This is a genomic window from Nocardioides nematodiphilus (genome assembly GCF_020216525.1).
Classification (GTDB): Bacteria; Actinomycetota; Actinomycetes; order Propionibacteriales; family Nocardioidaceae; genus Nocardioides; species Nocardioides nematodiphilus.
In genome coordinates, this window is the sequence record NZ_JAIWOY010000002.1 from 586,593 (window position 1) to 598,872 (window position 12,280).

Annotated in this window: 12 protein-coding genes, 2 tRNA genes and 1 pseudogene; 5 read left to right on the forward strand and 10 right to left on the reverse strand. The window is 71.2% G+C overall.

What is annotated here, in order from left to right:
• Positions 1-80 precede the first annotated feature (80 nt).
• A complete protein-coding gene (locus tag KSO98_RS05940) occupies positions 81-1,112 on the forward strand; it encodes a GGDEF domain-containing protein (RefSeq protein ID WP_225284118.1) in 1,032 nt (343 codons plus the stop codon).
• Here the strand turns inward: KSO98_RS05940 and KSO98_RS05945 are convergent.
• The 3 genes from KSO98_RS05945 to KSO98_RS05955 form a co-directional block, all read right to left on the reverse strand.
• Complete coding sequence (locus KSO98_RS05945; protein WP_372457763.1) at positions 1,079-2,122, reverse strand: NAD(P)-dependent alcohol dehydrogenase; 1,044 nt, start codon at positions 2,120-2,122, stop codon at positions 1,079-1,081. The two genes, KSO98_RS05940 and KSO98_RS05945, sit on opposite strands and share 34 nt — an antisense overlap.
• A 63-nt stretch (positions 2,123-2,185) precedes the next feature.
• Positions 2,186-2,554 carry a TraR/DksA family transcriptional regulator gene (locus KSO98_RS05950; protein ID WP_225284120.1) on the reverse strand — a complete coding sequence of 123 codons (369 nt, stop codon included), beginning with the start codon at positions 2,552-2,554 and terminating at the stop codon, positions 2,186-2,188.
• Positions 2,555-2,613: 59 nt separating this feature from the next.
• Positions 2,614-2,687, reverse strand: a tRNA-Met gene (locus KSO98_RS05955).
• 7 nt (positions 2,688-2,694) lie between these two features.
• On the opposite strand from KSO98_RS05955, the pseudogene KSO98_RS05960 reads away from it, so the two are divergent.
• Positions 2,695-3,111: pseudogene (locus KSO98_RS05960) on the forward strand (DUF1349 domain-containing protein); the annotation flags it as partial.
• 24 nt (positions 3,112-3,135) lie between these two features.
• Here KSO98_RS05960 and KSO98_RS05965 read toward each other — a convergent pair.
• The 7 genes from KSO98_RS05965 to KSO98_RS05995 all read right to left on the reverse strand — a co-directional run bounded on the left by KSO98_RS05965 (position 3,136) and on the right by KSO98_RS05995 (position 9,795).
• Complete coding sequence (locus tag KSO98_RS05965) at positions 3,136-4,278, reverse strand: acyl-CoA dehydrogenase family protein (protein WP_225284121.1); 1,143 nt, start codon at positions 4,276-4,278, stop codon at positions 3,136-3,138.
• Positions 4,279-4,341: 63 nt separating this feature from the next.
• Positions 4,342-4,415, reverse strand: a tRNA-Met gene (locus KSO98_RS05970).
• Between the two features lie 47 nt (positions 4,416-4,462).
• On the reverse strand, positions 4,463-7,396 hold the full coding sequence (locus KSO98_RS05975; protein WP_225284122.1) for a UPF0182 family membrane protein: 2,934 nt from the start codon (positions 7,394-7,396) through the stop codon (positions 4,463-4,465).
• Positions 7,397-7,403: 7 nt separating this feature from the next.
• Positions 7,404-7,964 (reverse strand): PPA1309 family protein, encoded by a 561-nt coding sequence (locus KSO98_RS05980; RefSeq protein ID WP_225284123.1) that lies wholly within the window; start codon positions 7,962-7,964, stop codon positions 7,404-7,406.
• Positions 7,961-9,019: a YlbL family protein gene (locus KSO98_RS05985; protein ID WP_225284124.1), complete on the reverse strand. Its 1,059-nt coding sequence runs from the start codon at positions 9,017-9,019 to the stop codon at positions 7,961-7,963. Before KSO98_RS05985 ends, KSO98_RS05980 begins: the two co-directional genes overlap by 4 nt.
• Positions 9,020-9,062: 43 nt before the next feature.
• A complete protein-coding gene (locus KSO98_RS05990; protein ID WP_225284125.1) occupies positions 9,063-9,317 on the reverse strand; it encodes a hypothetical protein in 255 nt (84 codons plus the stop codon).
• Positions 9,318-9,375: 58 nt separating this feature from the next.
• Positions 9,376-9,795, reverse strand: a complete 420-nt coding sequence (locus KSO98_RS05995) for a molybdenum cofactor biosynthesis protein MoaE (RefSeq protein ID WP_225284126.1) — start codon at positions 9,793-9,795, stop codon at positions 9,376-9,378.
• A 39-nt stretch (positions 9,796-9,834) separates the two neighbouring features.
• On the opposite strand from KSO98_RS05995, the gene KSO98_RS06000 reads away from it, so the two are divergent.
• From KSO98_RS06000 to KSO98_RS06010, 3 genes are read left to right on the forward strand one after another with little or no spacing between them, the layout of a single operon-like run.
• Entirely contained in the window at positions 9,835-11,196 is a 1,362-nt protein-coding gene (locus KSO98_RS06000; RefSeq protein ID WP_225284127.1) for a zinc-dependent metalloprotease, read from the forward strand.
• Positions 11,193-11,729, forward strand: coding sequence for an NUDIX hydrolase (locus KSO98_RS06005; RefSeq protein ID WP_225284128.1), 537 nt, complete (start codon positions 11,193-11,195; stop codon positions 11,727-11,729). The genes KSO98_RS06000 and KSO98_RS06005 overlap by 4 nt, the downstream gene beginning before the upstream one ends.
• A gap of 10 nt (positions 11,730-11,739) precedes the next feature.
• Positions 11,740-12,174 (forward strand): type II toxin-antitoxin system PemK/MazF family toxin, encoded by a 435-nt coding sequence (locus KSO98_RS06010; protein ID WP_225284129.1) that lies wholly within the window; start codon positions 11,740-11,742, stop codon positions 12,172-12,174.
• Positions 12,175-12,280: the final 106 nt, after the last annotated feature.

The window sequence follows — 12,280 nt, forward strand, 5'->3', positions numbered from 1 at the left end:
GCGCACGGCAGCCTACGCGGTCGCCGAGGAGTCCCGGTCAGACGCTGGTTTTACTTGCCGATCACTCGTACGTGGAGGAGATGCGGCGCTGGTGGCGCGAGCCACCGGTGGGCGCGAGCCGCGAGGCGACGGTCGCGATCACCGGCCTCATCTACCTGGTCGCCGCGATCATGTACGCCGGTGCACTCATCGCGTACCACGGTCTCGGCGAGCCGTGGTGGCTCCAGGTCGCCTGGGTCGGGACGCCGCTGGTCGTCGGGGTCCGCCTGCTGACGCTGCGTCAGCGCCTCCCCCGGACCATGGAGAGCCTCAGCCCGATCGTCGCGCTGATCGTCGGCCTCTACTTCGTGGTCGCCGCCGATCGCGGTGCGAGCAGCATGCCGCTGGCGCTGCCGATCATGACGACGCTGATCAACTCGCCCTTCAAGTTCGCGCTGCGCCAGGTCGCGTTCAACGCCGCCGTCATCCTGACCGCCACCGCCGCGGTGCTGCACCATCTGGGCGTCCCCGCCGGCGACCTGATCCTCCTCGTCGGCAGCTGGGTCCCGATGGGCCTGCTGATGGCGTGGGCCGCCCGCCTCAGTGACAACGCGGAGAAGGACGCGCTGACCGGGCTGGCCAACCGGCGCGGCTTCGAGCGGCGCTTCGAGGCGGCCGCGACCGGCTACACCGACCGGCTGACCGTCGCGCTGCTCGACCTCGACGGCTTCAAGCAGGTCAACGACGTGCTCGGCCACGACGCGGGCGATCAGCTGCTCGTCGCGTGCGCCGAGGCGTGGGGGCCGCTGATGCCGCGCGGCGCCGTCCTCGCCCGCCGTGGCGGCGACGAGTTCACCGTGATGACGCAGAGCCTCAATGCCACCGACGTCGACCGGCTGCTCGACGCGATGCGGCTCGCCTGCCCCGACCAGGTGACGCTCTCGGCCGGCGTCGCCTCGCTCATCCCCGGTGAGACCACCGGGGAGCTGCTGCACCGCGCCGACCTGGCGATGTACGAGGCGAAGCGGCAGGGTCGCGACCGCGTCGTGCGCTCACGCCCCCTGCCCGCCGCCCGGCGTGCGGGCGACGACCGCCTCCGTCAGAGCGTCGCGGCGTCGATCACGAACCGGTAGCGCACGTCGGAGGCGACCACCCGGTCGTAGGCCTCGTTGACCTGATCGGCGGAGATCACCTCGATCTCGGGGAGCACGCCGTGCTCGGCGCAGAAGTCGAGCATCTCCTGCGTCTCGGCGATACCTCCGATGGCCGAGCCGCTCATCGTGCGCCGGTTGGCGAGCAGCGAGAACAGGCTCAGCTTCAGCGGCTCGGGCGGCAGGCCCACGTCGACGTACGCGCCGTCGAACGCCAGCAGCCGCAGGTACGCGTCGAGGTCGGTGTGCGCGCTGACGGTGTTGAGGATCATGTCGAAGCGGTTGCGCAGCTCCTTGAAGGTGGCCGGGTCGCTGCTGGCGAAGTAGTCCTTCGCCCCGAATGCGAGACCGTCCTCCTGCTTGCGCAGCGACTGGGAGATCACCGTGACCTCGGCGCCCATGGCGGCGCCGATCTTGACGCCGAGGTGGCCGAGGCCGCCCAGGCCGACGACCGCGACCTTCTTGCCCGGTCCGGCGCCGAAGCGGCGCAGCGGCGAGTAGGTGGTGATGCCGGCGCACAACAGCGGCGCCGCGGCGTCGAGCGGCAGCGCGTCCGGGATCGTGAGGACGAAGTCCTCCACGACCACGATCTGCTCGGAGTAGCCGCCCTGCGTGACGCTGCCATCGCGGTCGATCGCGTTGTACGTGCCGACGTTGCCCTTCGCGCAGTACTGCTCCAGGCCGCGCTCGCACCGGTCGCACTCGCCGCAGGAGTCGACCATGCAGCCGACGCCGACCCGGTCGCCGACCCGGTGCTTGGTCACCTCGGCGCCGACCGCGCTGACGGTGCCGGCGATCTCGTGGCCGACCACGAGCGGATACTTCGCCGGGCCCCACTCGCTGCGGATGGTGTGGATGTCGGAGTGGCAGATGCCGGCGTACGCGATGTCGATCCGGACGTCGCGCGGGCCGAGCTCGCGCCGCTCGATGGTCGTCGGGGCGAGCGGCGAGGTGGCCGAGGTCGCGCCCCAGGCCTTCACGGTGGTGGTCACCCGATCAACGTAGCAAGCGCCCTGGTCCCGGGGCGGAGCGCCCGAGCCGCCCGGCTCCGGGAGCTACCGTCGTCCGCGGCGCGGGGGCGATGCGCACGCGATGCACAGCCGGGCGGCCGGTCGCGCCTCGAGCCGGGCCTCTGCGATCGGCTCGCCGCACTGCTCGCAGACGCCGTACGAGCCGGCGTCCAGCCGCGCCAGTGCAGCGTCGATCTCCGCGAGCCCGCGCCGGGTCTGCGCGATCACCGCACCGACCTGCGAGCGCTCGAAGGCGATCGTGGCCCCTTCCGGATCGTGCTCGTCATCGGCATTCGTGTCGCGGGAGGCGGCCACCACGGCATCGAAGTCGCCGGTCAGGCCCGCGAGCCGGCGCAGCGTCTGCTCCCGCTCGCCCTCCAGCCGCTCGCGGACGGCGTCCGTGTGCGAGTCCATGGCACCACTCCCGGAGACAGATCGAGGCCCTGACGTGGTCAGGGCCTCGATCATCTGTGTAGCGGGGACAGGATTTGAACCTGTGACCTCTGGGTTATGAGCCCAGCGAGCTACCGAGCTGCTCCACCCCGCGTCGGTAGATGGAACACTACCCGCTCACCCCCAACAGACACGATTCGTGCCGACGAGAGGCCCCCGCGACGCCTGAGATCCCCTGGTCCTCCGGACGCTGGAGCAACCCGCCGGCGGCGGTCGACGAGGTCGATGGCGCCCTGCGGGTCACCGCCGTCGAGGGCAGCGACGCCTGGCGGCTCACGTCGTACGGCTTCGTGCACGACACGGAGCATGCCCTGCTCGCGCCGTTCGCGCAGGGCTCGGCGGTCGAGGTGGAGTTCACCGCGGCGTTCGCCGCGCAGTTCGACCAGGCGGGCCTCTTCATCCGGGTCTCTGCCGAGCGCTGGGTCAAGGCCGGCGTGGAGTACGCCGACGGCAGCCCACAGGTGGGTGCCGTGGTCACCGACGGCCACTCGGACTGGTCGCTGGCTCCGGTCCCCGACTGGCTCGGTAGGGCCGTGCCGGTCTCAGCGCTTGAGGGCGCGGCTGATCACGAGGCGCTGGATCTGGTTGGTGCCCTCGAAGATCTGCATCACCTTCGCCTCGCGCATGTAGCGCTCGAGCGGGAAGTCGCGGGTGTAGCCCGCGCCGCCGAGCACCTGGACGGCGTCGGTGGTCACGCGCATGGCGTTGTCGGTGCAGATCAGCTTCGCGATCGACGCCTGGCGGCTGTACGGGCGGCCCGCGTCCTTGAGCCGGGCGGCGTGCAGGTAGGTCGCCCGCGCCGACTCCACCGCGGCGGCCATGTCGGCCAGCAGGAACCCGAGGCCCTGGTGATCGATGATCGCCTGCCCGAACGCCTCCCGCTCCTGCGCGTACGCGATCGCCGCGTCGAGCGCGGCCTGGGCGAGCCCGGTGGCCACGGCGGCGATGCCGAGTCGACCGGCGTCCAGCCCGGCCAGCGCGATCGGGAGACCCTGACCCTCGGCGCCGAGTCGGCGCTCGACCGGCACCCGGACGCCGTCGAAGAGCATCGTGGCGGTGGTCGAGCTCATCAGGCCCATCTTCGTCTCGGGCGTCGCGGCGCTCAGGCCGGCGGTGTCGGCCGGGACGAGGAAGCAGGAGATGCCACGACCGCCGTCGTCGGAGGTCCGCGCCATCACCTTGTAGAAGTCGGCCTGCCCGCCGTGGGTGGTCCACGCCTTCGCGCCGGTGATGACGTACTCGTCGCCGTCGCGGATGGCGCGGGTCCTCATCGCGGCCGGGTCGGAGCCGGCGTGCGCCTCCGAGAGGCAGTACGCCCCCAGGAGCTCGCCGCTGAGCATCTCGGGCAGCCAGGTCTGCTTCTGCTCCTCGGAGCCGGCGTGGAACAGCCCGAAGCAGCTGAGCGCGTGCACGCTCGTGCCGACGCCCACGGCCGCCCAGCCCGAGGCGATCTCCTCGAGCACCTGCAGGTAGACCTCGTACGGCTGGCCTCCCCCGCCGTACTCCTCCGGGTAGGGCAGGGACAGCAGGCCCGCACGGCCGAGGGTGCGGAAGACCTCGCGCGGGAAGGTGGCGGTCCGCTCGGCCTCGTCGACGGCGCTGCGCAGCTCGCGCGCGACGATGGCACGGGTCAGGTCGACGAGATCAGCGGCCTCGTCGCTCGGCATCAGGCGTTCAACAGGCACAGAACACTCCTACCAGACGACAAAGGCCGGATCTGATTTCTCAGATCCGGCCTCTGCTCTTCGTAGCGGGGACAGGATTTGAACCTGTGACCTCTGGGTTATGAGCCCAGCGAGCTACCGAGCTGCTCCACCCCGCGTCGGTAAGAGGAACACTACCGGACGCCGATGGGCGAGCCAAATCGCGTCAGCCCCCGGTGAGCAGATCGGCGGCCCGATCGACCTTCTGCTGGGCCTGGGCGAGCAGCTTCTCGCGGCGGGTGAAGTCGCCCGCCTTGCCGGCGGCGTCGGCCTCGGCGAAGAGCTCCTTGGCCTGGGCCAGCAGGGCGCCGGCCGATGCCTTCGCGCCACCGGGCAGGGTCGACGGCGTCGAGGAGACGGTGGGGCTCGGCGGACTCGTCGGATTCGACGGGCTCGGCGACGCGGAGGGTGTCCCGGGGCCGGGCTGCGCCGTGGTGCCGCCCTCGCCGCCGTTGCGCAGGGCGTCGGCGAGTGCGTCGCCCAGCGTCGTGCCGTAGCCCAGCTGGCCGCCGTACGAGACGAGCACGTAGGCCAGGACGGCGTACGACGCCGAGGAGTCCGAGGCCTGGACGGCATAGACCGGCTGCACGTAGAGCAGGCCGGAGTCGGCGAGCGGCACGGTGAGCAGGTTGCCGTAGCTCACCACGCCGCTGCTGCGGGAGAAGTTGGCCACCGCGTTGGAGATCACCGGGTTGGTCTTGAACAGGTTCGCGATCTGCCCCGGGCCGCTGGCGTTCTGATCGAAGCCGGTGAGCAACCGGATCTTGCCGTAGTCGTCGGAGCGGGCATCGGAGTCGACGCTCATCACGGCGGCCAGGTTGCTGCGCCCGCTCGGCACGAAGGTGGAGGTCTCCGACCAGGTCTCGGTGCCGTCCTTCGAGGGCAGGAACATCCGGGCGGGCGTCTGGAGGTGATTGCGGATACTGGGCTCCTCGGGCACCGCCCACCGGTCGGAGCCGTCGAGGAAGGCTGCCGCGTCGGTGACGTGATAGCGCGCGAGCTGGTAGCGCTGCACCTTGTAGAGGTCGTCGGGATAGCGCAGGTGCGCCACCAGATCGGCCGGGATGTCGGCCGACGGCTTCACCAGTCCCGGGAAGGCGGACTCCCAGGCCTTGAGGATCGGGTCGGGCTTCCACTCGTACAGGGTCACGGTGCCGTCGTAGGCGTCGACGGTGGCCTTCACCGAGTTGCGCACGTAGTTGATCTCATCGGTCGGCAGGGCCTGCAGGCCGGTGCTCGCCTGGGCGGCGTCGTCGATCATCGTGGCGAGCGACTCGCGCTGCGACTCCGGATAGTCGGCGGTCGTGGTGTAGCCGTCGACGACCCACACGATCCGACCGTCCTCGACCACCGGGTACGGGTCGCTGTCGAGCGTCAGCCAGGGCGCGACCTTGTGCACGGCGGTCTGCGGGTCGCGGTTGTAGAGCACCTTCGACTCGTCCCCGACGCGGGAGCTGAGCAGGAAGCTCCCCGAGCCGAACTTCACCGCGTAGAGCGCCCGCCGGAAGGTCGAGGAGAGCGCGACGCCGCCGTCACCGCGGTACTCGGTCGAGACCGATCCCTCGTCACCCGGGCCGCCGAGGTCGAGCTCGACCTGGGTGCCGCCGTCGGGGATGCCGACGACCGAGTAGTTGGGGCTGTTCTCGCCGTAGTAGATCTGGTCCTGGAAGTCGTCCGCGCCGCTCAGCCCGCTGAGGTCGCTGGTCTTGGCCCACTGCACCGACGGGCTCTCGGTGGTGTCGGTGCTGTCGCGCTGGTTGGCGTAGGCGGCGATCACGCCGTTGCTGTGGGTGTAGACGGTGTGGAGGTTGGTCCAGGTCTGGTCGCCGGCGCCGATACCGGCGGTGTTGACCTCGCGGACGCCCAGCACGACCGCCCGGTCCTTGCCGTCGACCACGTAGTGATCCACGTCGAGGGGCTTGGTGACCCGGTAGTAGGAGCGGATCTGCTGGGTCTGCTCGAACTGCGGCTGGACCGCCACCGGGTCGGCGATCGGCACGGAGGCCGCCTTCTGGTCGAGCACACCCGCCGAGGCCTTGGCGGGATCCGCGGTGCCCGCGACGCCCTGGACGCTCACGTGCTCGTTGTCGATCGCGTACGCCTCCCGGGTGGCCTTGATGTTGGCCGCGAGGTAGGACCGCTCCTTGTCCGAGCGGGACGGATCGACCTGGAAGCCCTGCACGATGGCCGGCCAGATCAGGCCGAGCAGCACCGCCGACAGCACCAGCAGCGCCAGCCCGATCGCGGGCAGCTCCCAGGTCCGCCGCCACAGGTTGAGGAGGAAGAGCACCGCGCAGATGACCGCGATGCCGGTGAGGATGTTCTTGGCCGGGAGCACCGCGTGCGCGTCGGTGTAGCCGATGCCGGTGAAGAGCGGGCCGCCGCTGTGCACCAGGTCGTAGCGGTCGAGCCAGTAGTCGGCCGCCTTGAAGAGGACGAAGACGCCGAGCAGCACCGAGACCTGCACCTGGGCGGCCGCGCTGATCCGGTCACGCCCGTGCAGCCGGATGCCGCCGTACAGGTAGTGCACGACGACGCTGGTGATCAGGCCGAACGAGCTGGCGATCAGGCCGAAGTCCACCAGGAAGTGCCACCACGGCAGGTCGAAGACGTAGAAGCCGACATCACGGTGGAAGTGCGGGTCCCGCTGCCCGAAGCTGCCGCCGTGGCGCCACAGCAGGTACGAGCGCCACCGAGCGGTCGCGGAGACGCCGGCGAAGATGCCGATCAGGCCACTGACGGCGAGCATCAGGAGGACTCGTACGGGTGCCACCGCATCGCGGTAGCGGACCAGGTTGGAGTCCTCCTCGGTGCCGGTGAAGAACGGCCGCGACCGGAAGGCGAACGCCATCGCGCCGCCGACGACCAGGGCCATCAGCAGGCCGAAGATCGCGAAGAGCGCCAGCTTGGTCCAGAACAGCGTGCTGAACACGTGGCCCGCGTGCACGGAGTGGTACCAGAGCCGGTCGGTGTAGAACGCGGTGAAGCGGTTGATCAGCACCACCACGAGGATGAGCGTGACCAGGCCCCCGAGCAGGAGTCGGATCCGCCGCGCGCTGCGCTGCGGAAGATCGGCGTCCTCGTCGAAGAGCTCGCTCACGCGTCGATCACCCCTCGCTCTCGAGACTGACCGCGAGGAGCTGGGTCAGCTGCGGCACCAGGTCCGCTCCCCCGACGACCGACGCGGCGTCGTCGTGCGACTTGAGCCGCAACGCGGTGTAGGTGGCTCCGGCCCGGGTGACGCCGGCGATGATCCGGACCTCCTGGCGCTCGGGATGGCTGGCCGCGAACTCCTCAGCCGCCTTCGGGTCCGCCGGGATGGCCGAGTCCGCATCGGGCGGCAGCACCAGCCGCTCGACGACGGCCGCGCACCCGACGACGTCCTCGGGCCACACGATGGTGGGCAGGACGTCCTCGAGCCGTACGCCCGCCGCCACCTGGTCCTGCTCGACCGGCGTGAGCGAGCCCTGCGCCGAGGAGGCGTCCAGGCCCATCAGCTTGGCCAGCGCGGGCTCCTGGGCGACCAGCGCGGCGGTGTCGACGAGTGCGTACAGACGCGCGGGCCGGTCCCAGCCCTCCCCGGCGACGTGCTCCTCGATCTCCAGCACCGCGTGCGCCAGGGCCGGGTCGGTGTCGTCCAGCTCGACGTTCTCTTCGTGCTCGCTCATGAGGCCCTCCCACAGGTCGGCAGCTTCGCATCGGGATTCTTCGCCCAGGCCTCGATCGACGTCACGGCCGAGTCCATGGTGGTGACCTTGACCAGGCGCATGTCGCCGTGGTCGGCGCCGGCGGCGTCGGCGCAGTTGTCGGCGGGAACGAGGAAGAGCTTGGCTCCGTCGTTCATCGCCGCGGGGATCTTCTGCTGGATGCCGCCGATCGGTCCGACCGAGCCGTCCGGGTTGATCGTCCCGGTGCCGGCGATCGGCTTGCCGTTGGTCATCGAGCCGGGCGTGAGGGTGTCGTAGATGCCGAGCGAGAACATCAGTCCGGCACTCGGGCCGCCGATCGCGGGGTCGATGTCGATCGAGACGGGGAAGGGCAGCTTGTAGCCCACCCCGATCGAGACACCCAGGTACGGCTTGCCGTCCTTGGTGCCGGGCAGGAACGCGATCTCGACCTGCTTGCCGTCGCGCAGCACGGTCATCCGGACCTGCTCGCCGCTCGGGGTCGCCTGGATCGCCTTCACGGCCGCGTCGGCGCTGCCGACGGCGGCGCCGTTGACGCTGAGGACCAGGTCCCCGGTCTCGAGGTGGTCGGAGGCCGGCGCCTTGGCCGCGACGGCGGCGATCTGCACGCGCTGCTCGACCGGCAGGCCGAGCTGCTTGATCGCGACCGCGGTCGCGACGTCCTGCGAGCCGGCCATCTGGACGGCACCCTCGGCGGTGTCGTCCTTCTCGTTGCCGGAGGTGTCGGGGTAGACCGACGAGCGCGGATACACCGCGGCGTCGCGGTCGAACCAGGCACCCAGCAGGTCGAACAGCCCGAGCCGGGTGTCACGCCGCGTCACCGAGACCGTCGTCATCCGCAGCTCTCCGCCGTCGCGGTAGATCGGGTGGCCGGAGACCTGGATGATCGACTTGCCGTCGGGGCTCTCGTCGCCCAGCACGTTCAGGGTCACGCCCGGCCGGTAGATGCTGTACGGCAGCGGCACCAGCCAGGCCGCGAGCAGCAACCCGAGGACGAGCGTCATCGCGGTGATGGCCGCCAGGGTGCGCTGCGTCATGGCGACACCTTCTCATCCACGTCCAACCGGATGCGCAGGAGTGTCAGGACGCGCGCTCGTCCGACGGACGGCGCTGCGCCGGACGACTGGACGGCCGCACCGCGACACCGGTGGAACGCTCGCGTCGCCGAGCGGTCGCGACGTAGGTCTGCTGGGGCTTGCTCAGCGCCGCCGCCATCCGCTGCACGGCGACCTCCGGGTCGACCTCGCCGCGGCCCTCGCGCCCGAGCCAGGAGACCCATGCCATCGCCAGCGCCGTGACGACGACGGGCGGCACGAGCCAGAGCAGGATCTCCACGCCGCAAGCGTACGGACGGTGGACGGGAGGGCGGGTGAGGCGCGCTGGGCGCGCTGGGTCAGGGCGTGCCGACCCATTCGTCGGTGCCGTCGGCGAAGCGCTGGTGCTTCCAGATCGGGACCGTCGCCTTGAGCGTGTCGATGAGGTCGCGCGAGGCGGCGAACGCGTCACCGCGGTGTCCTGCAGCGGCCGCGACGACCACCGCGATGTCACCGATCGCGAGATCGCCAACCCGGTGGACAGCCGCCACGTCGACGCTGTGCCGCTCCGCGACCTGCTCGCAGACCTCCCGCAGCCGCTCCAGCGCACTCGGGTGGGCGCTGTAGCCCAGGCCGCTCACGTCCGACCCGCCGTCGTGATCGCGGACGCGTCCCACGAAGACGGTCAGGCCCCCGCTGGCCGGATCGTCCAGGGCGGCGCAGACCTCGTCCACGTCGAGGGGGGTCTCGCGGATGTCGACGAGTCGTACGGCGCTCACCCGGCTGACCCTATCCGGCCACCGCGTACCGTTGACCCCATGAGCGACACCCCTGGCCAGAACCCGGGTCCCGAGGACCCGCAGGAGCCCCAGAACCCGTTCAAGGGCACCCCGTTCGAGGGCCTGTTCGGCCCCGGCCCGTTCCCGGGCGGCCTGCCCGGTATGCCCGCCGGAGTGCCCGACCTGAGCCACCTGCTGGGCCAGATCCAATCCCTGATGCAGCCGTACGACGGCCCGCTCAACTGGGACGTCGCGCTCGACAACGCGCGCAAGACCGCCGCCGCCACCCCGGACCCCTCGCCGACGCAGAAGCAGAAGGACGCCGTCGCCGACGCCGTCCGGCTCGCGGACCACTGGCTCGAGGAGACCACCACCTTCCCCTCCGGCGTCATCAACGCGACCGCATGGAGCAAGGCGGAGTGGATCGTGGAGACCGCCCCGGTCTGGAAGCAGCTGGTCGAGCCGGTCGCCGAGTCCTCCGTCAACTCCCTCTCCGGGGCGCTGCCCCCCGAGATGGCGGCGATGGCCGGCCCCATGGCGGGCTTCCTCGGCAAGGCGGTCGGCGCGCTGCTGGCCAACCAGACCGGCTCCGGCCTGGGTGCGCTCGCGGGCGAGGTGCTCAGCCTCGGCGAGATCGGCATCCCGCTCGGCGCCCCCGGTCGTGCCGCGCTGCTGCCGGCCAACATCGCGCCGTTCGCGGAGGGCCTCGGCATCGCCGAGGACGACGTACTGCTCTACCTCGCCCTGCGCGAGGCGGCCCACCAGCGCCTGTATGCCGGCGTCCCGTGGCTGCGCGACCACCTCATCGGCGCGGTCCGCGACTACGCGGCGGGCGTCGAGATCAACCTCGAGGCCATCCAGGAGCGGGTCGAGGAGCAGATGCGCGGCGTCGACCTGAACAACCCCGAGTCACTGCAGAACCTGCTCGAGAACGGCATGTTCGAGCTGCCGAAGTCCGCCAAGCAGCAGGCCGCGCTCGAGCGTCTCGAGATCGCGCTCGCCCTGGTCGAGGGCTGGGTCGACGAGGTCGTCGCGCTGGCCACCGCCGAGCGGATGCCCGCCGCGGCCAAGCTCCAGGAGGCCGTCCGCCGACGTCGTGCGGCCGGCGGCCCTGCCGAGCAGGTCTTCGCCAACCTGGTGGGTCTCGAGCTGCGCCCGCGCCGGCTGCGCGATGCCGCCACGCTCTGGGGCTCGCTGCGCACCCGGCAGGGCATCGAGGCCCGCGACGGCGTCTGGATGGCGCCGGAGCTGCTGCCGACCTCGGCCGATCTGGACGACCCGCTCGGCTTCCGTGAGGGCGCCGAGCGGCCGGCGGCGCTCGATGAGGCGGACTTCGACGCCGAGCTGCGCAAGCTGCTCGACGGTGGCGGCGCCTCCGGCGACACCCCCGACGCCGAGTGAGCGACCTGCGCGCTGACGCGCTGCAGGTGCTGAGTTCGTGGGCTGCGCCCACGCCGGAGCAGGACGTGGTGCGCCAGCGCTACGTCGACTACCTCGAGGGGCACGCCTCCGGCGTCTTTCGCGAGGACCGGCCACACCACCTCACCGCCTCCACGATCGTCCTCTCGCACCAGCGCGACGCGGTGCTGCTGACGCTGCACACCAAGGCCCGGCGCTGGTTCCAGTTCGGCGGGCACCTGGAGGCCGGCGACGCCTCGCTGCTCGCCGCCGCCACCCGCGAGGCGACCGAGGAGTCCGGTCTGTCCGGGCTGACGCTCGATCCGGTGCCGGTGCAGCTCAGCGACCATGCGGTGCCGTTCTGCGGCGAGGGCGTGCACCACTACGACGTCCGGTTCCTCGCCGTCGCTCCCGCCGGCGGGGTCCACGCCATCTCCGCGGAGTCGCTCGACGTGCGCTGGTTCGCCCTGGACGAGCTGCCGACCGACGACCCGGACATGCTGGAGCTCATCGACCTGGCCCTGCGCCGCGGCTAGCGTCGCCAGCATGCGCCGCCTGCTCGCCCGCATCCTGCCCTCGCGGGCCGTCCGAGACCGGATCTACTACGCACCGCGCACCGACGGGCTCCCCGAAGCGGGCGAGGTGTGCTGGGCGTGGGTGCCGTACGAGGAGGACGCGACCCGGGGCAAGGACCGGCCGGTGTTGGTGGTCGGCATGCGCGGGAAGCAGTGGCTGGCGCTCATGCTGACCAGCAAGGACCACAATCACAACGCCGTGCGCCAGGAGCACGACGGCATCGCGATCGACCACTTCGGGCATCGCTGGCTCGACATCGGCACCGGCGCCTGGGACCGCGAGCACCGAGCGAGCGAGATCCGGCTCGATCGGCTCCTCGTGCTCGACCACGTGCGCCGTGAGGGCTCCGCCCTCGACCGGACGACGTTCGACCGCGTGATCGCCGCGGCGGGTCTCTCCAGCTAGTTGTGATGCCCAGGCACGTTGTGCGATCGGGTACGGCAAGCCCGTAGATAGGTGAAGGCCTCCCGGTGTGGAGTGGAGCTGTCTAGGACTTCACCCACCAGGGAGG

Bases quoted from the DNA above. Each gene is read 5' to 3' on its own strand.
- KSO98_RS06000 (WP_225284127.1), top strand. From the start codon at position 9,835: ATGAGCGACACCCCTGGCCAGAACCCGGGTCCCGAGGACCCGCAGGAG.
- KSO98_RS05950 (WP_225284120.1), bottom strand. From the start codon at position 2,554: ATGGACTCGCACACGGACGCCGTCCGCGAGCGGCTGGAGGGCGAGCGG.
- KSO98_RS05980 (WP_225284123.1), bottom strand. From the start codon at position 7,964: ATGAGCGAGCACGAAGAGAACGTCGAGCTGGACGACACCGACCCGGCC.
- KSO98_RS05985 (WP_225284124.1), bottom strand. From the start codon at position 9,019: ATGACGCAGCGCACCCTGGCGGCCATCACCGCGATGACGCTCGTCCTC.
- KSO98_RS05940 (WP_225284118.1), top strand. From the start codon at position 81: ATGCGGCGCTGGTGGCGCGAGCCACCGGTGGGCGCGAGCCGCGAGGCG.
- KSO98_RS06010 (WP_225284129.1), top strand. From the start codon at position 11,740: ATGCGCCGCCTGCTCGCCCGCATCCTGCCCTCGCGGGCCGTCCGAGAC.